At 69.2% G+C, this 23,183-nt stretch carries 22 protein-coding genes; 16 read left to right on the plus strand and 6 right to left on the minus strand.

The features are described from left to right. The 4 genes from GX543_RS00025 to GX543_RS00040 all read left to right on the plus strand — a co-directional run. The coding region (locus tag GX543_RS00025) for an ABC transporter substrate-binding protein (RefSeq protein ID WP_290848976.1) at positions 1 to 233 on the plus strand (233 nt) is incomplete at its 5' end. Beyond that, a complete protein-coding gene (locus GX543_RS00030; protein ID WP_290848978.1) occupies positions 209 to 1,954 on the plus strand; it encodes an iron ABC transporter permease in 1,746 nt (581 codons plus the stop codon). The genes GX543_RS00025 and GX543_RS00030, both read left to right, overlap by 25 nt. Further along, a complete protein-coding gene (locus tag GX543_RS00035) occupies positions 1,955 to 2,980 on the plus strand; it encodes an ABC transporter ATP-binding protein (RefSeq protein ID WP_290848980.1) in 1,026 nt (341 codons plus the stop codon). It begins immediately after the preceding gene. Then, positions 2,977 to 3,402 carry a (deoxy)nucleoside triphosphate pyrophosphohydrolase gene (locus GX543_RS00040; protein ID WP_290848982.1) on the plus strand — a complete coding sequence of 142 codons (426 nt, stop codon included), beginning with the start codon at positions 2,977 to 2,979 and terminating at the stop codon, positions 3,400 to 3,402. The genes GX543_RS00035 and GX543_RS00040 overlap by 4 nt, the downstream gene beginning before the upstream one ends. Here GX543_RS00040 and GX543_RS00045 read toward each other — a convergent pair. Further along, positions 3,380 to 3,556 carry a hypothetical protein gene (locus GX543_RS00045; protein ID WP_290848983.1) on the minus strand — a complete coding sequence of 59 codons (177 nt, stop codon included), beginning with the start codon at positions 3,554 to 3,556 and terminating at the stop codon, positions 3,380 to 3,382. The two genes, GX543_RS00040 and GX543_RS00045, sit on opposite strands and share 23 nt — an antisense overlap. A 176-nt stretch (positions 3,557 to 3,732) precedes the next feature. Between GX543_RS00045 and typA the strand changes: the two genes are divergently transcribed. The 5 genes from typA (at position 3,733) to GX543_RS00070 (ending at position 11,610) form a co-directional block, all read left to right on the plus strand. Beyond that, positions 3,733 to 5,640, plus strand: a complete 1,908-nt coding sequence (gene typA, locus GX543_RS00050; RefSeq protein WP_290848984.1) for a translational GTPase TypA — start codon at positions 3,733 to 3,735, stop codon at positions 5,638 to 5,640. A 128-nt stretch (positions 5,641 to 5,768) separates the two neighbouring features. Continuing rightward, the gene (locus GX543_RS00055; RefSeq protein WP_290848986.1) at positions 5,769 to 7,673 is read left to right on the plus strand and encodes an ABC transporter family substrate-binding protein; all 1,905 of its coding nucleotides are present in this window, start codon (positions 5,769 to 5,771) and stop codon (positions 7,671 to 7,673) included. After that, entirely contained in the window at positions 7,670 to 8,542 is an 873-nt protein-coding gene (gene mshB, locus GX543_RS00060; protein ID WP_290848988.1) for an N-acetyl-1-D-myo-inositol-2-amino-2-deoxy-alpha-D-glucopyranoside deacetylase, read from the plus strand. Before GX543_RS00055 ends, mshB begins: the two co-directional genes overlap by 4 nt. Then, complete coding sequence (locus tag GX543_RS00065; RefSeq protein WP_290848990.1) at positions 8,539 to 8,913, plus strand: hypothetical protein; 375 nt, start codon at positions 8,539 to 8,541, stop codon at positions 8,911 to 8,913. The genes mshB and GX543_RS00065 overlap by 4 nt, the downstream gene beginning before the upstream one ends. A gap of 138 nt (positions 8,914 to 9,051) precedes the next feature. Next, positions 9,052 to 11,610: a bifunctional FO biosynthesis protein CofGH gene (locus GX543_RS00070; protein WP_290849011.1), complete on the plus strand. Its 2,559-nt coding sequence runs from the start codon at positions 9,052 to 9,054 to the stop codon at positions 11,608 to 11,610. A 12-nt stretch (positions 11,611 to 11,622) separates the two neighbouring features. Here GX543_RS00070 and GX543_RS00075 read toward each other — a convergent pair whose 3' ends face one another. After that, a complete protein-coding gene (locus GX543_RS00075; RefSeq protein WP_290848992.1) occupies positions 11,623 to 11,781 on the minus strand; it encodes a hypothetical protein in 159 nt (52 codons plus the stop codon). A gap of 52 nt (positions 11,782 to 11,833) precedes the next feature. Next, positions 11,834 to 13,480 (minus strand): FAD-dependent oxidoreductase, encoded by a 1,647-nt coding sequence (locus GX543_RS00080; RefSeq protein WP_290848993.1) that lies wholly within the window; start codon positions 13,478 to 13,480, stop codon positions 11,834 to 11,836. Between the two features lie 335 nt (positions 13,481 to 13,815). On the opposite strand from GX543_RS00080, the gene fdxA reads away from it, so the two are divergent. From fdxA to GX543_RS00110, 6 genes are all read left to right on the plus strand, one after another. After that, positions 13,816 to 14,142, plus strand: a complete 327-nt coding sequence (gene fdxA / locus GX543_RS00085) for a ferredoxin (protein ID WP_290848994.1) — start codon at positions 13,816 to 13,818, stop codon at positions 14,140 to 14,142. A gap of 49 nt (positions 14,143 to 14,191) precedes the next feature. Beyond that, a complete protein-coding gene (dapC, locus tag GX543_RS00090) occupies positions 14,192 to 15,277 on the plus strand; it encodes a succinyldiaminopimelate transaminase (RefSeq protein WP_290848995.1) in 1,086 nt (361 codons plus the stop codon). A 132-nt stretch (positions 15,278 to 15,409) separates the two neighbouring features. Beyond that, a complete protein-coding gene (locus GX543_RS00095) occupies positions 15,410 to 16,435 on the plus strand; it encodes a hypothetical protein (protein ID WP_290848996.1) in 1,026 nt (341 codons plus the stop codon). Between the two features lie 45 nt (positions 16,436 to 16,480). Then, on the plus strand, positions 16,481 to 17,464 hold the full coding sequence (locus GX543_RS00100; RefSeq protein ID WP_290848997.1) for a hypothetical protein: 984 nt from the start codon (positions 16,481 to 16,483) through the stop codon (positions 17,462 to 17,464). A gap of 11 nt (positions 17,465 to 17,475) precedes the next feature. Beyond that, positions 17,476 to 18,834: an adenylosuccinate synthetase gene (locus GX543_RS00105; RefSeq protein ID WP_290848998.1), complete on the plus strand. Its 1,359-nt coding sequence runs from the start codon at positions 17,476 to 17,478 to the stop codon at positions 18,832 to 18,834. After that, positions 18,831 to 19,460 (plus strand): NUDIX domain-containing protein, encoded by a 630-nt coding sequence (locus GX543_RS00110; RefSeq protein WP_290848999.1) that lies wholly within the window; start codon positions 18,831 to 18,833, stop codon positions 19,458 to 19,460. Before GX543_RS00105 ends, GX543_RS00110 begins: the two co-directional genes overlap by 4 nt. Here the strand turns inward: GX543_RS00110 and GX543_RS00115 are convergent, their stop codons facing one another. Both GX543_RS00115 and dapD read right to left on the minus strand, forming a co-directional pair. Beyond that, the gene (locus tag GX543_RS00115; protein ID WP_290849000.1) at positions 19,461 to 19,982 is read right to left on the minus strand and encodes a hypothetical protein; all 522 of its coding nucleotides are present in this window, start codon (positions 19,980 to 19,982) and stop codon (positions 19,461 to 19,463) included. A 258-nt stretch (positions 19,983 to 20,240) separates the two neighbouring features. Next, the gene (gene dapD / locus GX543_RS00120) at positions 20,241 to 21,206 is read right to left on the minus strand and encodes a 2,3,4,5-tetrahydropyridine-2,6-dicarboxylate N-succinyltransferase (protein WP_290849001.1); all 966 of its coding nucleotides are present in this window, start codon (positions 21,204 to 21,206) and stop codon (positions 20,241 to 20,243) included. A 92-nt stretch (positions 21,207 to 21,298) separates the two neighbouring features. On the opposite strand from dapD, the gene dapE reads away from it, so the two are divergent. Further along, a complete protein-coding gene (gene dapE, locus GX543_RS00125; RefSeq protein ID WP_290849002.1) occupies positions 21,299 to 22,405 on the plus strand; it encodes a succinyl-diaminopimelate desuccinylase in 1,107 nt (368 codons plus the stop codon). A gap of 4 nt (positions 22,406 to 22,409) precedes the next feature. On the opposite strand, the gene GX543_RS00130 is transcribed toward dapE, so the two are convergent. Next, positions 22,410 to 23,090 carry a TetR/AcrR family transcriptional regulator gene (locus tag GX543_RS00130; RefSeq protein WP_290849003.1) on the minus strand — a complete coding sequence of 227 codons (681 nt, stop codon included), beginning with the start codon at positions 23,088 to 23,090 and terminating at the stop codon, positions 22,410 to 22,412. Positions 23,091 to 23,183 lie beyond the last annotated feature (93 nt).

Raw genomic sequence — 23,183 nt, forward strand, 5'->3', positions numbered from 1 at the left:
CCGCCAATGTCGACGGAGCCAAGCAGCTCGTCGACTTCATGCTCAGCCCCGAGGTCCAGGCCGCCCTCCCGGCGTCGATGTATGTCTACCCGGTGCAGAAGGACGTGCGCCTGCCCGACAGTTGGCGCCAGACCGCGCCGGCTCCGGCCTGGACCGTGACCATGCAGCCCGAGTACATCAAGGAGCATCGCGAGGAGTGGCTCAAGGAATGGCGGGACGTCGTCAAGCGCTGACGATGACGCCGTCGACCGCACCCGGGCGCGCCGGTAGGCGTCGCGTCTCGCCGATCATGCGCGCTGCCACGATCGTGCCCGCGCTGTTCGTCGCCGTCCTCTTCATCTGGCCGCTGGTGGCCCTGGTGCGCCGTGCGGGCGATGATCAACGCACGACCGCAGGCGTGTTCGGCCTCCTCGACGACGTCGACGGGTGGCACCTGCTCGCCGTCACCCTGGCCCAGGCCGCGGCGTCAGCGGTCTTGGCGGTGCTGGTCGCCGCGCCCATCGTGTGGCTGCTCGCTTCCGTCCGGCTGCGCGGGACGGCCGTGCTGCGGGTCATCGTGACCGTCCCGTTCGTGCTGCCGACCGTGGTGGTCGGCGTGGCCTTCCGCGCGCTGTTGACCGGGCCGCTCGACTTCCTCGGCGTCGACGGCGGGTGGACCGCGATCCTGCTCGCGCACATCTTCCTCAACGTCGCGGTGGTGGTTCGCGTGGTGACCGCGGCGTGGGCGCACGTCGATCCGCGGACCGTCGAAGCCGCGCGCTCGCTCGGCGCGACGCCGATCCGCGCATTCTGGGACGTGGTGGTCCCGCGCATCGCGCCGGCCGTGGCCGCTGCGGCCGCGCTGGTCCTGCTGTTCTGCTCCACGAGCTTCGGGGTCGTCATCGTCCTCGGCAACGGCGAAGCGCGCACGCTGGAGACGGAGATCTACCAGCAGGCCATCGCCGAGTTCCGCATCCCCGAGGCGGTGGCGCTCTCGATGCTGCAGATCGCGGTGGTGGCCTGCGCCCTGGTCCTGGCGCGCATCGTCGGCGGTCGCAGCACCGCGGGCGGACCGCCGATGCTGGGCCGCGAAGGTCGTCGACCGGTGCGCGGCTGGACGTGGATTCCGGTGCTCGCGACGCAGGTGTGGGTGGCCGTCTGGCTGTTGCTTCCGGTGGCGTCGCTGGTGCTGCGGTCGGTGCGGCCCGACGGGGCGGCATGGACGCTCGACGGCTATCGGTCGTTGACCGCGTCGGGGGCGGGCGGTTCGGCGTGGGTGTCGCTGCAGTACTCGCTGACGAGCGCGCTGGCCGCGATGACCCTCGCGGTGGTGATCGGCTTCCTCGTCGCGGTCTCGGTGACCCGCGGCGGCGGCTGGTCCGCGGAGTTCACGGCGATGCTCGCGGTGCTTCCGCTCGGCGTCAGCGCCGTGACACTCGGGTTCGGCTATCTCCTCGTCGTGGCGACGCTGCCGACGGAGATCGCGAACTCGCCGCTGGTGATTCCGTCGGTGCAGGCGCTACTGGCGGTCCCCGTGGTCGCCGGAATCATGATTTCGGCGCTCCAGCAGGTGCCGCCGCGACTGCGCGATGCCGCACTCGTCCTCGGCGCGCGACCGCTGTGGGTCCTGATCTCTGTGGACCTGCGGTTGACGGCGCGCTCGCTGTGTGCGGCCGCCGGGTTCGCGTTCGTGATGGCCATCGGCGAGTTCGGCGCCACCACGTTCCTGGCGCGCCCGGACACCACGACGTTGCCGGTGATGATCGGTTCGCTGATGGGTCGGCCCGGGGCCGACAGCTTGGCAACGGCGATGGCGGCCTCGGTGCTCCTGGTGGTGGTGAGCGCGGTGGTGATCGCAGGCATCGAGTTGCTCGGCGTGGGATCGACGACGAATCGGCCGCGCCGGGCCGACGTTCCCGACCCGGTGGCGGCCGAGACAACGGGGGAGACGACAGCGGGGGAGAAGGAGCGGTAAATGCTGACATTGATGCAGGTGTCCGTCCGCTACGGCCGGTTCGAGGCGTTGGCTGCCGTCGACTGGTCGGCGGGGACCGGCGCCGCGACTGTCGCGGCGCTCCTCGGACCCTCCGGGTGCGGCAAGTCGACCCTGCTGCGCGCGATCGCGGGCCTGGAGCCGATCGCAGGCGGAGCGATCTCGTGGGACGGTCGTTCGCTCGCCGACGTCCCTCCGCACAAGCGCGACTTCGGCGTCGTCTTTCAAGACGGCCAGCTGTTTCCCGGCCGCACCGTGCGTCAGAACATCGCGTACGGACTCGGGCGACGCGGGATCCGCGGGGCGACAGCCCGCAGCCGGGTGGACGAGATGCTGGACCTGGTGCATCTGCGCGGGTACGCCGACCGATCGGTCGCCGAGCTGTCGGGCGGGCAGGCGCAGCGCGTCGCGCTGGCGCGGGCGCTGGCGCCGAGCCCGCGACTGCTGCTGCTCGACGAACCACTGGCCGCCGTCGACTCGCAGTTGCGCGAGGCGCTCGCGGAGTCGATCGGGGAGATCGTCCGGGAGTCGGGGACCCCGACGATCCTGGTGACCCACGACCACCGGGAGGCCGCGCTGATGGCCGACACGGTCTCGGTGATGCGGGCCGGTCGCATCGTCCAGACCGATGCGACGTCGCGGCTGTGGCACCGCCCGGTCGACGAGGAGACTGCCGCCTTCCTCGGCTCGCGTGCGGTGATCCCGGGCACGCTGCGCGACGGCGTCGTCGAGACCGCGATCGGTCGGGCGAGTCTGGCCGACGACCTCAGTTTCGGTCGCCTGGCCGACGGTGAGTGTCGCGTCGCGCTGCGGCCGGAGGCCCTGGTGGCGGTGCCGGACGTCGACGGCGACGCGGTGGTCGAGCACGCGGCCGCGATGGTCTCGTCCTGGCGGGTGCGGATCGCCGTGGCCGGAGCGGTGTACGACGGTGTGAGTTCACACACAGTCGCTCCCGGAGATCGGGTCCGGATCCACCTGGACGCCGGGGCCCTGGCGGTGGTCGGGTGAGCGTCGGCGAGGTTCTGGTGGTAGCCGGAGCAGTGCTCCGCGGCGACCGGATTCTGTTGGCGCAGCGGGACTATCCCGAAGCTGTCGCGGGCCTGTGGGAACTGCCGGGCGGCAAAGTGGAAACGGGCGAGTCGCCCGCAGCGGCCCTTGTGCGCGAACTATGTGAGGAACTCGACGTTGTGGTGTCGGTGGGAGCTTCGCTGCGCGATGTGGTGCGTCCCAGGGACGGTCTCACGTTGGTCGCGATGCGGGCCGAGATCGTCTCCGGAACTCCGCGCGCGGTAGAGCATCGCGCGATTCGCTGGGTCGACGCCGAGGGGCTGACTGCGCTGATGGCCGCCGGGAAGGTCGTGCCGAACGACCGCGGCTGGGCGCAGGAAATGGTTGCTGAACTGCGGCTTAGGCCGCACGCGCCTTCTTGAGGGCCTTGTTGGCCTGCTTCTTCGACAGGTGGTCGCAGTCGAGCTTCTTCATCCGATGGATGACCACTGGGCAGCGCAGACACCGGGTCGACTTCTTGCAGCACTTCTTCTTCGGCTTGAGCTGCGCGACCTTTGCCGGACTGGTCTTTCCCATAGCTGAACTTTAGCTCAGCCTAACCATGGTTACGCAACTGTCCGTCGCCACCGGGTGGAAGATTGCCGTACCCTTAACGGGTTGATCGCTGACCGGCCGCCCAGGTCGATCGCGAACTGCCGGTCGCGCTCCGCGCCGACCGCCCAGAACCTGGAACCGATTCGAAAGAGACCTTAGTGAGCGCTGGTACCAACTTCCGCAACGTCGCGATCGTGGCGCACGTCGACCACGGCAAGACCACCTTGGTCGACGCGATGCTGCGTCAGTCGGGCGTGTTCGGCGAGCGCGCCGAACTCGTCGACCGCGTCATGGACTCCGGCGACCTCGAGCGCGAGAAGGGCATCACCATTCTCGCCAAGAACACCGCAGTGCACCGTCGTCAGCCCGACGGCACCGAGTACGTCATCAACGTCATCGACACCCCCGGCCACGCCGACTTCGGTGGCGAGGTGGAACGCGCCCTGTCGATGGTCGACGGCGTCGTCCTGCTGGTCGACTCGTCCGAGGGCCCGCTGCCGCAGACGCGTTTCGTGCTCCGCAAGGCGCTGGCCGCGTCGCTGCCGGTGATCGTGGTCGTGAACAAGACCGACCGCCCGGACGCCCGCATCGGCGAGATCGTCACCGAGGCCCAGGACCTGCTCCTGGATCTCGCCTCCGACCTCGACGAGGAGGCCGCCGAAGCCGCCGAGCTGGCTCTGGATCTGCCGGTCCTCTTCGCTTCGGGCCGCGCGGGCATCGCCAGCACCGAGCAGCCGGAGAACGGCAGCGTTCCCGACGGCGAGAACCTGGACGCGCTGTTCGACGTCCTCATCAACCACGTTCCCGCACCGAAGGGCGACGTCAACGCCCCGCTGCAGGCACACGTCACCAACCTCGACGCCTCGCCGTTCCTCGGCCGCATCGGGCTGGTCCGCATTCACAACGGCACCCTCCGCAAGGGTCAGCAGGTGTCCTGGTGCCGCGAGGTCGACGGCGAAGCCGTGATCGAGCGCGCCAAGATCACCGAACTCCTGGTGACCCTGGGCGTCGACCGCGCGCCGGCCGAAGAGGCCGTCGCGGGCGACATCGTCGCCGTCGCGGGCATGTCGGAGATCATGATCGGCGACACCCTCGCCGACCCCGACAACCCCGTCGCGCTGCCGCGCATCTCGGTCGACGAGCCGGCCATCTCCGCCGTCATCGGCACCAACACCTCGCCGCTCGCCGGTCGCGTCAAAGGCCACAAGCTCACCGCTCGCATGGTGAAGGACCGTCTCGACAGCGAACTGATCGGCAATGTCTCGCTCCGCGTGCAGGACATCGGCCGTCCCGACGCCTGGGAGGTCCAGGGACGTGGCGAGCTGGCGCTCGCGATCCTCGTCGAGCAGATGCGCCGCGAGGGCTTCGAGCTCACCGTCGGCAAGCCCCAGGTGGTCACCCGCCAGGTCAACGGCAAGACCCACGAGCCGTTCGAGCACCTCACCGTCGACGTCCCCGAGGAATACCTCGGCGCCGTCACCCAGCTGCTGGCAGCGCGCAAGGGCCGCATGGAGCAGATGAACAACCACGGCTCCGGCTGGGTCCGCATGGAGTTCGAGGTGCCCTCGCGCGGTCTGATCGGTTTCCGCACCGACTTCATGACCGAGACCCGCGGCACCGGCATCGCCAACGCCGTCTTCCACGAGTACGCGCCGTGGGCCGGTGAGATCCGCGCCCGCCACACCGGTTCGCTGGTCTCCGACCGCGCAGGCACCGTCACGCCGTTCGCAATGATCCAGCTCGCCGACCGCGGCACGTTCTTCGTGAACCCCGGCGACGACAGCTACGAAGGCCACGTGGTGGGCATCAACCCCCGCCAGGAGGACCTCGACATCAACGTGACCCGTGAGAAGAAGCTCACCAACATGCGGCAGTCGTCGGCCGACGTGATGGAGACTCTCGCGAAGCCGATGGAGCTCGATCTGGAAGCGGCGATGGAGTTCTGTGCCGGCGACGAGTGCGTCGAGGTGACCCCCGAGGTGTGCCGCGTCCGCAAGGTCAACCTGGATTCGACCACTCGTGCCCGCGAGCGGTCGCGCGCCAAGAATCGCGACGCCAACGCCTGACATCGACAAGTGTGTCCCTCCCGCTCCGCGCGGGAGGGACACTTGTCGCTGTGGCTACGATGGGCCGGACACCGGAACCGCTTCCTGCGGAGCCGAACCGAACCGACTTCAGGGATAGGGGAATGCGGATGAGGACCGTGCTCGCGCGTATCTCCGTGATCGCAATGGCCGGGCTCGTCGGGTTCACGGCTACCGCATGCATGGCGGATCCGCCGCCGCCGGTGCGCGAGACGCTGCCGACGCACACGCCGAACGAGTACCCGGACGAGCGGACCGTCACGGTCGCCACCGACACCATCGGCGCGGGCTTCAACCCGCACCTCGGGGCGGACCAGGGCACGGTCACCACGGCCATCGCGGCCATGACGCTGCCGAGCCCGTTCGTCCCCGTCAACACTCCCACCGGCGAGCAGTGGCGGATGAACGACGCCCTGCTGACCGCCGCAGAGGTGGTCTCGTACGCACCGTTCAAGGTGGAGTACAAGATCGTCAACGACGCCCAGTGGTCCGACGGGCTGCCGGTGACCGGCGACGACTTCCTCTATCTCTGGGAGCAGATGTCGCGACAGCCGAATGTGATCGCGCCCGCGGGGTATCGCGCCATCTCCGACGTCCAGACCTCCGGCGGCGGCAAGGTCGTCACCGTCACGTTCAGCAGCGCCTACCCGGATTGGCGTCAGCTGTTCAACAACCTGCTGCCGAGCCACACCCTGAGGTCGGACCCCACTGGATTCCAGGTGGGCATGGACAAGGGCAAGCCGGTCACCGCCGGCCCCTTCCAGATCTACTCGATCGATCGGGCACGCGATGAGGTCCGTCTCATCCGCAACGACCGCTACTGGCGGAAGCCGCCGGAGATCGACCAGGTGGTGCTGCGTCGTGCGGGCAGCCCGCAGCAGATGGCGCAGACCATCCGAAACGGCGACTCGACGCTGGCCGCATTGCCCACGGGAGCGGCATCGGCGGCCGAGCTCGGCGCCATCCCCGGCGTCACCAGCGGTCGCCTGCCCACCACCCGAGCACTCGCCGTCAACGTGAACGCGCGGTCGGAGTCGATGAAGTCGAGGGACGTGCGTGCCGCGATCCTGGGCATGCTCGACGGACGGTTGATCACCGCGGCCGCCGCGGGCGACACCGTGGTGACCCCGTTCGCCAATACCGTCTTCGCGCCGTCGGACGCCGACTACACCCCGGTCGACCGGGCTCGGCCGACCGATGACGAGATCCTGGCTCTGCTCGCCTCGGCCGGTTACCGCCCCGGCACGCCCACCCCGCGCCCGGCGCCGCCCGCTCCGAGTGCCTCGCAGACGCCCTCGCCCACCTCGACCCCGCCTGCGCTGGTTCCCGCCGACATTCCGGCCCTCCCATACGACATCGCGCCGATTCAGGCCGACGGCAAGGATCTCACCGTCCGCATCGGGGCCACCAACGCCGACCAGCGCACCATGGCCGCCGCCGAGACGATGGCCGATCAGTTGCGGTCGCGCGGGGTCCGCGCCAGCGTGGTCGGCATGTCGAACACCGAGCTCTACGGATCGGCACTGACCGCCGGTCGCGTCGATCTGGTGGTCGGCTGGACCGGCGTCGGGGGCAGCCCCGCCGCCGAGTTCGCCTCCCAGGTGGCCTGCCAGGCGCCGCCCAAGGGCACCGAGGCCGGAGCTCACACCGTGGAGCCCAACGACGAGGAGTCGTCCGACCAGACCGTGCTGCCGACCACGCCGACGGCGCCCGATGCGACGACCACGTCGAAGAAGCCGGAGCAGAACGTCAGTGCTGACGACAGCTACACCGGCAACGTCTCGGGGCTGTGCGATCCGGAGCTCATCGCACTGGCCGAGGCCGCGATGGGCACGGACGATCCGACCAGTCAGCTCCAGCAGGCGGAACCGCTGCTGGCCGACAAGGCCGTCTACTTGCCGATCTTCCAAGACACCCTGTTCTCGGCGGTCACCGATCGCATCGCGGGCGTCGAACTCGGCGGACCGATCCAGGTCGGCGTGTTCGGCGGCGCCGACCGATGGTCGCTGAGGTGACCGCCGCTCGCGCACGGCTGCTGCTGGTGCACGCCCACCCGGACGACGAGACGATCATGACCGGCGGCACGATCGCCGAGTACCTGTCGCGCGGCGTCGACGTCCGCGTGGTGACCTTCACCCTCGGCGAGGAGGGCGAAGTGATCGGCGACCGGTGGGCGCACCTCGTCGCCGACGGCGGAGCCGATCAGCTCGGTGGATTCCGGATCGGGGAACTCGACGCCGCGCTCGCCGCACTGACCCCGCCCGGCGTGGTGGGTCCTCGACCCCGCTTCCTCGGTGGAGCGGGTCGGTGGCGCGACTCCGGGATGGCGGGGACACCGTCGGCGTCGAATCCGCGCGCGCTGTTCCAGGCCGCGGCCGACGAACTCGCGGAGGCACTGGCGGCGGAGCTGGTCGCCTTCGCACCGCAGGTGGTCGTCACGTACGACGAAGCCGGAACCTACGGGCACCCCGACCACAAACGCGTGCACGAGATCTCGTCGGCTGCCATCCCGCTCGCGCAAGCGCGTCTGCGCCGCACGTTCAAGGTGTACGAGTCGGTGACGCAGGCCTCCGAGCTCGCGCGCGGCCTGGCCGCCGTCTCGGACGTGCCCGCAGGCTGGCGGATGCCGGGCCCGGATGAACTGCCCAGCTATCCCGACCGCGAGGTGACCGCCGCCGTCGACGTCAGCAATGTCCTCGATCGCAAAGTGCGAGCTCTGGCCGCGCACGCCACACAGGTCACCGTCGCTCCGTCGCGCACGGAGTTCGCGCTCAGCAACAACATCATTCAGCCGGTGATGTCAACCGAGCACTTCATCCGGACCGACGCCGGTCGGGTGGACGGCGCAGTCGAGACGGACCTCTTCGCGGGGGTGGAGTGGTGAACCGCGGCGATCGTTTCGACCTGGCCGTCCTCACCGTCAGCGGATTCCTCCTCGGCATCCTCACCGCCGCGTTTCTGATGATCCGGATCGGCGGTGTGTCTGCGCCGATCACCGTGCTCGTCGCCGGTGCGGTCAACGTGCTGCTGCTGAAGCTGGCGTCGATGTGCACCGACACCTCCTGGCAGTACGCACCGCTCGGCGCCTGGACCCTGGTGACCGTGCTGGCGATGCTGCCGCTGTTCGGCAGCGCCGCGTTCATCGGCGGCTGGCAGCTGCTTCTGCTGCTGGCCTGTGGGCTGGCGCTGCCCGGCTACTGGGTGTCGAACACGAGGATGAAGGCCATCACTGCGAATCGCCCAGACCGGACCTGATCCCGGCCTACCGCACCGGTGGGGCGACCTCGGGTCGGCGAGGTGGTTAACATCGGAGAAGTGACCACTTCCTCTGACGACGCCGTGCCGAACTCGGACGCTGTGCCGAACTCGCAGGCGTCTCAACCCACGGGTCCGATCGCTTCGCCTCCGGCACCGTCCAGTTCTCCGGCACCGTCCAGTTCTGCGATGCGCCGCGCCCTGCGTCGAGTGCGCGACGGTGCGGTCCTCAACGTCGACGAGGCCGCGGTGCTGCTGGCCGCGCGCGGCGACGACCTCCGGGCGCTCTGCGAGGCCGCCGGACGCGTCCGCGACGCCGGCCTCGCCGCCGACGGTCGCGATGGTCAGATCAGCTACTCGCGCAAGGTCTTCATCCCGATCACCCACCTGTGTCGCGATCGATGCCACTACTGCACGTTCGTGACCGTGCCCGGCGCCCTCGCCCGCGAGGGCAAGGGGATGTACATGGAGATCGACGAGATCGTCGACGTGGCCCGCCGGGGCGCGGAACTCGGGTGCAAGGAAGCGCTGTTCACCCTCGGCGACCGGCCGGAGGAGCGCTGGCCCGAGGCCGCGGCCTGGCTTGACGAGCGCGGATACGATTCGACGCTGGACTACGTCCGAGCCGCCGCGATCCGCGTGCTGGAGGAGACGGGACTGCTCCCGCACCTCAATCCCGGCGTGATGACCTGGGAGGAGATCAACCGGCTCAAGCCGGTGGCGCCCTCGATGGGCATGATGCTCGAGACCACGGCTCGTCGACTCTTCACCGACAAGGGCGAGTGCCACTACGGCAGCCCCGACAAGGATCCGGAAGTCCGGCTCCGCGTCCTGACCGACGCCGGACGGCTGTCGGTCCCGTTCACCACGGGCATCCTGGTCGGCATCGGCGAGAACCTTCGTGAGCGCGCCGAGTCGATCTTCGCCATTCGGAAATCGCACAAGGCCTTCGGCCACATCCAAGAAGTGATCGTGCAGAACTTCCGCGCCAAGCCCGACACCGCGATGCGCGGGGCGCCGGATGCGGAGATCGACGAGTTCCTCGCGGCCATCGCGGTGGCCCGCCTGGTCCTCGGTCCGCGCATGCGGATCCAGGCCCCGCCGAATCTGGTCTCCGGCGACGACTGCCGGGCGCTCGTGGCCGCCGGCGTCGACGACTGGGGCGGCGTCTCACCGCTCACCCCCGATCACGTGAACCCCGAACGCCCCTGGCCCAACCTCGACACCCTCGCCGAGCTCACCGCGTCGGCAGACTACCGCCTAGTGGAGCGCATCGCGGCGCAGCCCAAGTACGTCAAGGCGGGCAATCCGTGGATCGACCCGCGCATCGCGCAGCACGTCGCCGCGCTCGCCGATCCGACCACCGGTCTGGCAGCCGACGTCAAGCCGACCGGATTGCCGTGGCAGGAACCGGACGACGAGTGGGCCTCCTCCGGCCGTGTGGACCTGAACTCGGCCATCGACGTCGATGGGCGCAACACCGACACCCGCAGCGACATCGACAACGCGTTCGGCGACTGGGACACCATTCGCGAGCAGGTGCTCGAGCTGGGCAGTTCGGCTCCGGTGCACTTGGAGTCGGAGGTCGCCGCGGCGCTGAGACGCGCTGAGAACAATCCCGCGGGCCTCTCCGACGACGACTATCTGGCACTCGCCGAAGCCGACGGACACGGCCTCGACGCCCTTGCGGCGCTGGCCGACGCGATCCGCGCGGACGTGGTCGGAAACGACGTCACCTACGTGGTGAACCGGAACATCAACTTCACCAACATCTGCTACACCGGCTGCCGGTTCTGTGCGTTCGCGCAGCGCAAGGGGGATGCCGACGCCTTCACCCTGTCGACGTCGGAGGTGGCCGACCGGGCTTGGGAAGCGCACGTCGACGGCGCCACCGAGATCTGCATGCAGGGTGGCATCGACCCGGAACTGCCGGTCGGGGGTTACGTCGACCTGGTCCGGGCCATCAAGGAACGCGTGCCGTCGATGCACGTGCACGCCTTCAGCCCGATGGAGATCGTCAACGGCGCGTCGCGCGGCGGTGAGTCGATCCGCGATTGGCTGTCGGAGCTCAAGGCTGCGGGCCTCGGCTCTATTCCCGGGACCGCCGCCGAGATCCTCGACGACGAGGTCCGCTGGGTCCTCACCAAGGGCAAGCTGCCGACGGCGTCGTGGATCGAGGTCATCTCGACCGCGCACGAGCTGGGGATCCCGTCGAGTTCGACCATGATGTACGGCCACGTCGACGCCCCGCGTCACTGGGTCGGGCACCTGAACACCTTGCGCGACATCCAGGACCGGACCGGCGGCTTCACCGAGTTCGTGCCACTGCCGTTCGTGCACCAGTCGTCGCCGCTGTACCTGGCCGGTGCGTCGCGCCCCGGCCCCACGCGTCGGGAGAATCGCGCGGTGCACGCGCTGGCACGCCTGATGCTCCACGGACGCATCGATCACGTGCAGACCAGCTGGGTGAAGCTGGGCGTGGACGGCACGCGGGTGATGCTCCGCGGCGGTGCCGACGATCTCGGCGGGACGCTGATGGAAGAGACCATCTCGCGGATGGCGGGCAGCCAGCACGGTTCGGCTAAAACGGTCGCCGAACTGCACGACATCGTGAACGGGATCGGCCGCACTCCGCGTCAACGAACGACGGAGTACGGCCGAGTGGAGGCTCCGCTGGTGGGCGTCGGCCTCGTCTGATCCGGTGCGGGGCTACTTGGCCCCGAACAGGCGCTGCATCAGGCCCGGCTTATCCGGGTGTCCCTGGCAGCGCCTCGACGCGGGCACGCCGCGCATCACCTGGTCTACGTGACGGCCGCAGCCGCGCCAGGTGGTCTTGCCGCAGGTCTTGCAGGTTGCTTGTTGGCACATGGATGTCTCCTCGGGTCGTACAGAAAGTGGATCGGATGGTCTGGTCGGGTGGTCAGCCGGCCTGGTAGGCGCGGAGCGTCAGCAGACCGCCGGACAGGTTGGCCGCGGGCAGGCCGTCGGCGCGCAGTACGCGGTAGGCGAGGTACGAGCGGACGCCGCTGGCGCACAGCACGCGGATCGGGCGGCCGTCGGCGGCCTCGCGGATCTCGGTGAGGCGTTCGCGCACCTGCGTGTGCGGGATGCAGAGTGCTCCGGGCACCGGGTCGGCGTCCTGCTCGTCCGGGCCGCGGACGTCCAGGATCAGGTGTTCGGACTCGTTCTCGTTGTACTGGTCGGCGTACCAGAGCTCGAGGGCGCCGCTGACGACGTTCTCCGAGATCATGCCCGCCATGTTCACCGGATCCTTCGCCGAGCCGTACGGCGGGGCGTAGGCGAGGTCCAGGTCGATCAGGTCGGGTCCGGTCATCCGGTTGCGAATGGCGGTGGCGAGGACGTCGATCCGCTTGTCGGCGCCGTCGGAACCGACCGCCTGCGCGCCCAGGATCAGGCCGTCGTCGGCCCGCAGGTGCATCACCAGGTGGATCTGCTCTGCGCCGGGGAAGTAGCCCGCGTGGCTGCCCGGGTGCAGGTGGACGGTGCGGTAGTCGATGCCCGACTGGTCGAGCGCGGCACGGTTGGCACCGGTCATCGCCGCGGTCAGCGAACCGACGCGAACGATCGAGGTGCCGACCGGCTGCGGAATGGGCCGTGCCGACTCCGGGTCGATGATGTGGTCGGCCACCAGGCGGCCTGCGCGGTTGGCCGGGCCGGCGAGGGCGACCGGCCTGCGCAGGCCGGTGACCGAATCGGTGCTGACGGTCGCGTCGCCGACCGCCCAGATGCGGTCGAGGTTGGTGCGACCGTGCCCATCGACGATCATGGCCCCGCGTTCGCAGGCGACGCCCGCGGCCTCGAAGACCGCGGTGTCCGGACGGACACCGACGGACAGGACCACGATGTCGGCGTCGATGCGAGTGCCGTCGGCCAGGACCACCGTGTCGGCGTCGGCGCCGGACTCGATGGCCGTGGCGGCGACTCCGGTGTGCAGTGCAATGCCCATCTCGCGGAGCTCGGCCTGGATCAGGGCTGCCTGTTCGGTCTCGAGCGGCGGCAGCACATGCGGGGCGAGTTCGACGACGTCGACCGCCAGGCCCTGCATCCGCAGGCCTTCGGCGGCCTCGAGCCCGATGAATCCGGCGCCCAGGACAACAGCCCGGGTGGCTCCGGCCTCGACCTCGGTGCGCATCCGCGCCGCGTCGCCGACGGTGCGGAGGGTCTGCACGCGCGGTGAGTCGATGCCGGGCAGCGGGGGTCGGACGGCGAGTGCGCCGGGGGAGAGGATCAGCGCGTCGTACGTCCACTCGGAGGTGGTGCCGTCGTGAGTCACCTGAACGGTCTGGGCGGTGGGGTCGACGCCGACCACCTCGTGGCGGACGCGGACGTCGATGTCGAGTGCGCTCTTGAGCGATTCGGGAGTCTGCACGAGCAGCGACGACTCGTCGTCGATCTCGCCGCTCACGTAGTAGGGCAGGCCGCAGTTGGCGAACGAGGGGTGATCTCCACGCTCGAACACGACGATCTCAGCGTTCTCGTTGCGGCGACGTGCCCGTGCCGCTGCGCTCATTCCGCCGGCGACTCCGCCGACAACCAGAATCTTCAAGGCGCTTCTCCTTCGTTGTCATACCCCTGGGGGTATCCCCAATATACCCCAGGGGGTATCTATTCGGGCCGTGGTGATGATCACCGGGGTGAGGTGGAATATCCAGTCTTGCGCGTGGGTGTCGCGGGTGGGCTCGTTTGGAACTCCGGGGTGTGCCTGCGAGTTTTCATCAGGTTGAGCAAAACTATTCGCAGGTCGAGTCGACGTGACGAATGCGGCGTGGGGCGGCGGTCGGGGATCGGGCCCCAGGGTGGATACTCTTAGTGCGACATGATTCCGCTGCGCTCACCAGCCCTGGGCGCCGAGGAGGAATCGTGCAGTGAAGGAGAAGCGTAGTGACCTACATCATCGCCGAGCCCTGCGTCGACGTCCTCGACCGGGCCTGTGTTGAAGAGTGCCCGGTGGACTGCATCTACGAGGGCGGGCGCATGCTCTACATCCAGCCCGACGAGTGCGTGGACTGTGGTGCCTGCGAGCCGGTGTGTCCCGTCGAGGCCATCTTCTACGAAGACGACGTGCCCGACGAGTGGGAGCCGTACGTCAGTGCCAACGTCGACTTCTTCAACGATCTCGGTTCGCCCGGCGGTGCCAGCAAGGTCGGCAAGACCGACTTCGATCCGGCGTTCATCAAGGCGTTGCCGCCGATGGGCGAAGAGGGCTGATTCGTCAGTGACCGCGCTGCCTCGATCGACGAACAGCCGGCTGCGGCCGGTGACCTCGGCCCTGCCGGACTTTCCGTGGGACACCATCGCTGACGCGAAGGCGCTGGCGGCGGCTCACCCCGACGGCATCGTCGACCTCTCGGTCGGCACGCCGGTGGATCCGGTGGACCCGGTGATCCGCGCGGCGCTCGACGCCTCGTCGGAGTTCCCCGGTTACCCGGCGACGGTGGGCACGCGGGAGTTGCGCGAGGCGGCAGTCGGGGCGCTCGACAGGCGGTTCGGAATCTCCGGGCTCGACGAGTCGTCGATTCTGCCGGTGGTCGGCACCAAGGAGGTCATCGCCGGGCTGCCGACGCAGATCGGCGTTCCCGCAGGCGAACTCGTCGTGATCCCCGAGGTCGCGTACCCCACATACGAGGTCGGGGCCCTGCTCGCCGGTGCGGAGATCCATCGCGCCGACACCGTCGCGGCCATCGGCGATCGCGATCCGGTCCTGATCTATCTCAACAGTCCGTCGAATCCCACCGGTCGGGTCCAGGGCGTCGACGAACTCCGGGCCATCGTCGACTGGGCGCGCGAGCGCGGTGCGGTCGTGGTGTCCGACGAGTGCTATCTCGGTCTCACGTGGGAGGGCGCGGCCTACTCCGTGCTCCATCCCGAGGTCTGCGGCGGCGACCATACCGGCCTCATCGCGGTTCACTCGCTGTCGAAGGTCTCGAATCTGGCCTCGTACCGCGCGGGATTCCTCGCGGGCGACCGCGGCTTGATCGCCGAACTGCTCGCGGTGCGCAAGCATGCGGGCATGATCGTTCCGTTCCCGATTCAGGGGGCCACCGTCGCCGCGCTGAACGACGACGTGCACGTCGACGCCCAGCGTGAGCGCTACCGACTTCGCCGCGACAAGCTGCGGACCGCGTTGATCGGCGCGGGCTTCACCATCGATCACTCTGAAGCCGGTCTGTACCTCTGGGCTACTCGCGGTGAGGATTCTCGCGCCACCCAGCGGTGGCTCGCTGAACGCGGCATCCTGGTCGCCCCCGGCGATTTCTACGGCCCCGCGGGCGCCCGACACATCCGCATGGCGCTGACCGGTACGGACGAGCGGATCGACGCCGCCGTCGCGCGGTTGTCGTAGGTCTCGACACTCGCGTAAATGAATCCCCGATAGGCCGGGAACTCGCCCGAAAAGGCGATATCGGCCTGAATCGGGGATTCATTTACGGAGGAGGCCTTGCGCGACCAATATTAGTCACTTAGACTAAAATGCATGAACACCGAAACACTCCGAGCGATCGAGACTGTCGCCGCGGCCCGGAACGCCGCGGATCTGTTCGGTCCCGCCGACGGCTCGCCCCGTGTCGGGCGACGCGAGTTCCGTCGCCTGGCGGCGCTGCTGCACCCGGATCGCAATGCCGGCGACCCAGCTGTCGCGGCTGCTTTCGAACGGCTGGTCGCGCGGTACGACGAGTGGCGGGGGCCTGCCGGCGTGGTGAGCGGTCGTCGCGGCCGGTACACGGTGATCGGTTCGCCGGTGCAGGGGAGCGTCAGCGCGGTGTACGCGGCGACGTCCGAATCCGGAGACCGGGTGGCGATCAAGGTGTCGCGCAGTGCATCGTCGGGACGCTTCCTCGAGCGTGAACGTGCTGCGCTCCGCAGGCTCCGGGCGCTGACCGACCGGCCCGAGAACACCTGGCTTGCGCCGTACTTCCCGCGACTGCTCGACACCGCCGACCTGCTGGACGCGGGTTCGGGCACCACCCGAACGGCCGATGTGCTGTCGGCGCACGGGGCCGCCGAGGGCTTCGTCGATCTGGCGACCGTCGCTGCGGCTCGACCCGAAGGGCTGGACGGACGGGACTGGGCGTGGATCCATCGCCGCCTGCTGAGGGCGGTCGCCGGCGCTCATCTCGCGGGTCTGGTGCACGGAGCGCTGGTTCCCGAGAACGTGCTGATCCACCCGGAGGGGCACGGCGTGGTGCTGGCGGGCTGGTCGTTCGCCTCGGCGCCCGGGGAACAGTTGCCGGGGCGGATCGCGTCGCGACGCGATCTCTACCCGCCCGACGCGAACGAACCGGCGAGTGCGGCACTCGACGTGTACATGGTGCACGCCACCATGCGCACGTTGCTGGCACCGACGCAGCGGCGACAGCTCGCCTTCGCCGCCGGGTGCATGCAGCGTGCACCTCGGATGCGTCCCGCCGCCGTCGCACTCCTCGACGAGTACGACGACCTGCTGGAAGACCTGTACGGGCGACGCCGCTTCCGGCCGTTCCCGTACACCGTGAGCGCCTGACGTCGCTCACGCCACTCGACCACACGAAGAGAGAAGGAGAACATCATGGGAAACGGATACTGGAGCGACGACGCCTACCGCGCCGCGGCGACCTTCCGAGCGCGGACCGGATCGGCGGACTTCGCCTACAGCGCGTCCACCAAGGCGCGGCCGGCCACCGAATGGAAGGCGCACCCCGACCTCGACCCCCTCGGCGTCACGCTGCGGGAATCTCGGGACAGCGACGAACACCCGCAGTCGACGCCGATCGTGGTGATGTTCGACGTCACCGGCTCGATGGGATCGGTTCCGGTCGCCATGCAGAAGCAACTCGCGCAACTGCACGGTCTGCTGCTGCGGAAGGGCTACGCGACCGACCCGCAGATCATGTTCGGCGCGATCGGCGACGCGGAGACCGACTACGTCCCGCTGCAGGTGGGGCAGTTCGAGTCGGACAACCGGATGGACGATCAGCTCCGCAACATCCTGCTCGAGGGCAACGGCGGCGGACAGAAGACGGAGTCGTACGAGCTCGCCGCCTACTTCGTGGCCCGGCACACCGTCACCGACGCGTGGGAGAAGCGTGGCCGCAAGGGCTACGTATTCCTCATCGGCGATGAGATGAGCAAACCGCGGCTGCGTGCTCGGCACATCCGGGAGGTGATCGGCGACGACGTGTACGACGACCTCGACCCGGCGTCGGTGTACCGCGAACTGCAGGAGCGGTGGGAGGTCTTCTACATCCTGCCGCGGCAGACCAGCTACTTCGACGACCCGCAGGTTCGCGGCCACTGGAAGGGAGTCCTCGGTGAGCGCGTGCTGTTCCTCGAGGATCCGAACGCGGTGTGCGATCTGATCGCGGTCACGGTCGGGATGCTCGAGGACGTCGTCGACCTCGACGACGGGCTGGCCGACCTGTCGGACGTCGGGGCACAGACGGCTGACGTCGTCGGGAAGGCGCTCGCGCCGCTGTCCGGGACGGTGGTCGGAGCGGGGGTCGCTTCGCGGCTCCCGGCCGGGGCCGACGACGGCGTCGACGATCTGATGTGAGGAGAGATGAGATGAACGGCAGGCACATCGTCGTGGTGGGGCTGGGCTTCGGCGACGAGACGAAGGGCGCCACCGTCGACTGGCTGAGCGCCCGCCTCGGGCCCGCCGCCGTGGTCCGCTTCAACGGCGGTGCGCAGGCCGCGCACAACGTGGTCGCCGACGGTCGGCACCACACCTTCCGCCTGTTCGGGAGCGGCACGCTCGCCGGCGTACCGACCCACCTGAGCAGGCACGTCATGGTGGATCCGTGGCGGTTGGCCGCCGAGGCCCTCGATCTGGAGGGCCTCGGCGTGACCGATCCGCTGGGCATGGTCTCGGTGAGCCCCGCCGCTGCGGTGGTGACGCCGATCCACATCGCGGTCAATCGCACGCGGGAGGATCAGCGGGGCGACGCCCGGCACGGATCGTGCGGACTGGGTATCGGAGAGACGCGCTGGTACCAGCTCGCGAGTGAGTCGGGTCTGCGCCGCGGCGAGGTCCTCTACGACATCGAGGCGACCGGCGACGCCGACGTGCCTGCGCTCACCGTCGCCGACTGTCTCGACCCGCAGCAGATCCGGCGAACCCTGATGGCACTGAGGGATTTCTACGAGCCGCTGCTCGCCGACAGCGACCACGAGCCGCCGTCGGTGCGGGTGATGGCGGCTGCTCTGGCGGAGTTCGGTCGGGCGGTGACGGTGGTCGACGACCGGACGCGGATCGCCGAGGCGGCCTCGGCGGGACGAGTGCTGTTCGAAGGGGCGCAGGGGATCCTGCTGGACGAATGGCGCGGGCTGCACCCCCACACCACCTGGAGCACGACGCTCCCGAGTGTCGCGCAGGACCTGCTGGCCGAGGCGGGGGAATCGCCCGCGCTGGTGGTCGGCGTCGTGCGGGCGTACGCCACGCGCCACGGCGCCGGGCCGCTGCCGACCGAGGACGACGCGTTGGCGCTGCCGGAACCGCACAACGGGACCGGCAGGTACCAGGGGCAGTGGCGCGTCGGGCACCTGGATCTGCCGTTGCTGCGCTATTCGGCTGAGGTCTGTCGCCGTCACGGCGGACTGGACGCGCTCGCGGTGAGTCACCTCGATCTGGTCGCGGGCGGTGAGGTCGCCGTGGCGAGGCGCTACGCGGGACCGGACCGCTACCTGCTCGGCGATTACCGGGATCTGGCGCACCAGGAGCGGTTGACCGCGACAGCACGCGATGCTCGGCCGGTGCTGGAGGTCGTGGGTCCGGACGAGATCCCCGCCGAGTTGGCTGCGGCGGCCGGGGTTCCGGTGGCCGTGGTCGCGCGAGGACCGGGAAGGGGGGATCGAGAACCGACATCGGCCGGTGAGAGACTGATCGGCATGACAGCACTCACCGGCGTCGGGACCGATCTGTGACGGCAGCGACCGACATCGCCTCCTCGGCGGTGTCGGTCGACGCCGTGGTCCTGCGGGTCGGTGCGGACGGCGCCGAGGTGTTGATTCACCGGCGTGCGGCCGAACCGTTCGCCGGTGACTGGGCGCTGCCGGGCGTCCTGCTCGGGGCCGGAGAGCGGATCTCCGACGCCGCGATTCGCGCGGCCGGCAAGGCGGGGGTGTCGGCGGCAGCGGTCGACGGGGTCGGCCAACTCGTGGTCTTCGACGAGCCGCACCGCGACCCGCGCGGTCCCACGCTGTCGATCAGTGCGTGGGTGGCCGTTCGCGGCTTCGAGCCGTCGGACCCGGAAACCGCGCGCTGGGTGTCGTGGGAGGCGTTGCCGCCCTTGGCCTTCGACCACACCAGAATCCTGGCCGACGTTCGCCCGGTCCTCGCCGACAAGCTGTGGCGCGACCTCACCTTCACCGCGGCGCTCACCGGGAGCGAGTTCAGCGTCCGCACCGCGTTGGACGTGACCCGGTCGCTGACCGGCTCCGACGTCGACCGCGGCAATCTCAATCGGACGCTGAAGCGCATCGCGGTGCGATCCGACCGGGAGTCGTCGTCGGGTGTCGGGCGGCCCGGGGCGCTCTGGCGGTGGCCGTAGTTACGTCGAGGCCGCGACGAGTGGGCGTCGGTGGTCGCCGCGATTGATCAGTTCGGCGAGCAGTGGTGCCACCAGGTCCCACTGGTGCACCACCTGTCGATAAGTCAGCCGGATCGGGTGAAATCCGAGTGCCCGTGCTTGCAGGTCGCGCAGGCGATCGTTCTCGAATCGATCGGGATCGGCGTGGTACTCATACCCGTCGACTTCGACGATCATCGAGGTGCCGACCACGAGGTCCACCCGCCCGACGCCCGGGATCGAGACCTGTGTCCGGATCTGCAGGTTGGGTCTGCGAAGGCGGAGCCGAACCATCGTCTCCGTTCCCGATTCGGCACGCCCGTCCGCCAGAGACAAGGCATCCTGCACGGACCTCGGGGTTCCGCCGAGTTCGGCCTCCAACGCCGACGGCGTCAGCAGGCCGCGGTTGAGAATCGAATCGCAGATCACCACGAACTCTTCGGTCGACAGGCATCGTGCCGCATGGCGGAGGGCGGTCGGCAGGTCGTCGACGGCATCGGTCACCCTCGGCGGGCGACCGTGCTGTTTGCACCAGGCCGGATGGTTGCGAACCGAGGAGGTCGATCCGCGAACATGCAACTTCCGCGTGGGAGGCACCCACACCCCGTGCCGTTTGAGGGCCGAAGCGCAGGTCAGGACGCCGCCGACACTGACGGCGCGGACTGCCTCCGGATCTGCGTCCTCGCATTTGAATCCCCGATACGGCGAGAACTTGCTCAAATAGGCAGAATTCGGCCGAATCGGGGATTCATTTACGCGCCGTCAGTTGTTCGCGTGCAACGCCTCGTTCAGCGCGATGCCGTCGCCTTCCTTGGCCGACACCTCGACGGCACCGGTGGTGCTGTTACGGCGGAACAGGAGATTCGATTGTCCGGCGAGGTCGCGGGCCTTCACCACCGAACCGTCGGGGCCGACGACCTTGGTGCCCGCGGTGATGTACAGACCGGCTTCCACCACGCAGTCGTCGCCGAGGGGGATGCCGCATCCGGCGTTGGCGCCGAGCAGGCAGCGCTTGCCGATGGTGATGATCTCCTTGCCGCCGCCGGACAGCGTGCCCATGGTGGACGCGCCGCCGCCGATGTCCGAGCCGTCGCCGACCACGACGCCCGCCGAGATCCGACCTTCGACCATCGAGTTGCCGAGCGTTCCGGCATTGAAGTTGACGAAGCCCTCGTGCATCACGGTGGTGCCGGGGGAGAGATGCGCGCCGAGTCGAACCCGGTCGGCGTCGCCGATGCGGACGCCCTTCGGGGTCACGTAGTCGACCATCCGCGGGAACTTGTCGATGGAGTACACGGTCACGTGACCGCGGGTGCGCAGACGCGCGCGAGTGAGCTCGAAGCCGTCGACGGCGCACGGGCCGAAGTTGGTCCAGACCACGTTGGCGAGGAGCCCGAACTGGCCGTCGAGGTTGGCGCTGTGCGGCGCGATCAGGCAGTGGGAGAGAAGGTGAAGACGCAGGTAGACGTCGTGTGCGTCGATCGGCGCGATCGTCAGGTCGGCGATCGCGGTGCGGACGGCGATGGTGCGGACACCGCGGGCGGCGTCGTCGCCGACCAGGGGGCGGAGGTCGGCGGGGATCTGCTCGCCGGTCAGTTCGGTGGAGCCGGTCTCGCCGGGGTCGTCGACCAGCCCGGGGTCGGGGAACCAGGTGTCGAGGACGACGGTGGTGCCGTCGTTGCTCCACACGGTTGCGATTCCGATCGCTGCTGCACCCTGTTTGCTCATTTCAGAAATTCTAATAAGAGTTCGCGCGGCGGTGGCAACGGGATCGGTCACATTTTCGTGCGCCGGTCGACGGTGCTTCTACGATGGGAACCGTGAGCATTCCGCGCCTGGACCTGTCCGCCGATCCCATCGCCTTGACGGCGGCGCTCGTCGACATTCCGAGCGTCAGCCGCGACGAATCGCAGATCGCCGACGCCGTGGAGGAGGCGCTGCGCGCCCAGACTTCGGGCTTCGAGGTGGTGCGCCACGGCAACTGCGTGCTGGCCCGGACCGACCGGGGCAAACCCAGCCGGGTGATCCTGGCCGGACACCTCGACACCGTGCCGATCGTCGACAACGTGCCCTCGCGCCGCACCGTCACCGACGCCGAAGGCGACGTGCTGCACGGTTGCGGCACCGTCGACATGAAGTCCGGCGACGCCGTCTTTCTGCACCTCGCGGCGACCCTCGACGATCCGGCCCACGACCTCACGCTGATCTTCTACGACTGCGAGGAGATCGCCGCCGAGTTCAACGGTCTCGGGGCCATCGAACGCGAGCTCCCGGACTGGTTGCGGGGTGATGTCGCGATCCTCGGGGAGCCGACCGCCGGGCAGATCGAAGCCGGCTGCCAGGGAACGCTGCGCGTCCGGTTCACCGCGACCGGGACCCGCGCGCACTCGGCGCGAGCCTGGATGGGCGACAACGCCGTCCACAAACTCGGCGGGCTGCTGACGACGCTCGCCGCCTATCAGCCGCGGCGCGTCGACATCGACGGCTGCGAGTACCGCGAAGGCCTGTCGGCGGTCGGGATCTCCGGCGGGGTGGCAGGCAACGTGATCCCCGATGCGGCGTACGTCGACGTGAACTTCCGCTTCGCCCCCGACCGCAGTCCCGCACAGGCCTTCGAGCACGTCAGCGAGGTGTTCGCAGCGGAGCTCGCGTCCGGTGCGGTGACGGCCGAGATCACCGACTCGGCCGCAGGCGCCCTGCCCGGTCTGGCACACCCCGCCGCCGCGGCACTGGTCGCGGCCGCCGATGGAAAGTTCCGCGCCAAGTACGGCTGGACCGACGTCTCACGGTTCTCGGCGCTCGGCATCCCCGCGGTCAACCTGGGCCCCGGCGACCCCAGCCTCGCGCATCGCGTCGACGAGCGGGTGCCCGTGGAACAGATCAGTCAGGTCGAGGCGATTCTGCGGTCGTACCTGACCGGCGCCTGAACCGCTACCCGAACAGCAGCGCGGCACCGAGGTCGACGACGCCCGCGTACACCGCCGCCTGGTGGTCGGTGACGTGACCGAGTTGCTCGAACAGTTCGCTGGAGACCGATCCCAGCAGCAGATTCCAGACGGCGATGCCGCGAGCGAGTGTCGCTGACTCGGCACCGAGCGATTGCAGTGCCTGGGCCGCCGCAGTCTGGATCCCTCCGTCAGTTCCGGCGACCGTCGGCACGGACGTCGTGCTGACCAAGGCGGCCAGAGCGATCAGGGGGCGTTCGCCCGCGCGGTTGGTGCGTTCCTGCGGGGCCCGATAGCCGGGCACCGGCGAGCCGTAGATCAGGGCGTACTCGCTCGGGTGCGCCAGGGCCCAGTCGCGCAGTGCGTTCGCGAAGGCGACGAACCGTGTCTGCGGCGTCGTGCGTTCGGCCACCGCGGCGTCGATGGCGTCGGCCAGGTCGTCGTAGGCGTCGACGATCAGGACGGTCAGCAGATCGTCGCGATTGCGCACGTACCGATAGAGGGCCGACGGGGCGATCTCCATGTCTCGCGCGACGGCCCGCAGCGACAGTGCCGCCGCTCCGTGCTCGGCGAGATGTCGGCGCCCCGCGGCGCGCAACCGGTTCTCGACCGCGGCCCGATTGCGGGCCCGCGGTCCGGTCGGCTCACCCTGTTCGATCTCGTCCATTCGGGTCATCGTCCCATGGCGAGGACGACGATTCCAGTTAATCAAGAACAGTGTTCTTGATTATTTGATCACTGCAGCTTACTGTCTCCAATA

The sequence above is a fragment of the Gordonia sp. (in: high G+C Gram-positive bacteria) genome, from assembly GCF_012515855.1.
In the GTDB taxonomy this organism is placed as follows: Bacteria; Actinomycetota; Actinomycetes; order Mycobacteriales; family Mycobacteriaceae; genus Gordonia.

Coding starts and splice junctions, on each gene's coding strand:
- GX543_RS00030 (WP_290848978.1), top strand. CDS start 209: ATGGCGGGACGTCGTCAAGCGCTGACGATGACGCCGTCGACCGCACCC.
- GX543_RS00035 (WP_290848980.1), top strand. CDS start 1,955: ATGCTGACATTGATGCAGGTGTCCGTCCGCTACGGCCGGTTCGAGGCG.
- GX543_RS00045 (WP_290848983.1), bottom strand. CDS start 3,556: ATGGGAAAGACCAGTCCGGCAAAGGTCGCGCAGCTCAAGCCGAAGAAG.
- GX543_RS00055 (WP_290848986.1), top strand. CDS start 5,769: ATGAGGACCGTGCTCGCGCGTATCTCCGTGATCGCAATGGCCGGGCTC.
- GX543_RS00075 (WP_290848992.1), bottom strand. CDS start 11,781: ATGTGCCAACAAGCAACCTGCAAGACCTGCGGCAAGACCACCTGGCGC.
- GX543_RS00095 (WP_290848996.1), top strand. CDS start 15,410: ATGAACACCGAAACACTCCGAGCGATCGAGACTGTCGCCGCGGCCCGG.
- GX543_RS00100 (WP_290848997.1), top strand. CDS start 16,481: ATGGGAAACGGATACTGGAGCGACGACGCCTACCGCGCCGCGGCGACC.
- GX543_RS00105 (WP_290848998.1), top strand. CDS start 17,476: ATGAACGGCAGGCACATCGTCGTGGTGGGGCTGGGCTTCGGCGACGAG.
- dapD (WP_290849001.1), bottom strand. CDS start 21,206: ATGAGCAAACAGGGTGCAGCAGCGATCGGAATCGCAACCGTGTGGAGC.
- GX543_RS00130 (WP_290849003.1), bottom strand. CDS start 23,090: ATGGACGAGATCGAACAGGGTGAGCCGACCGGACCGCGGGCCCGCAAT.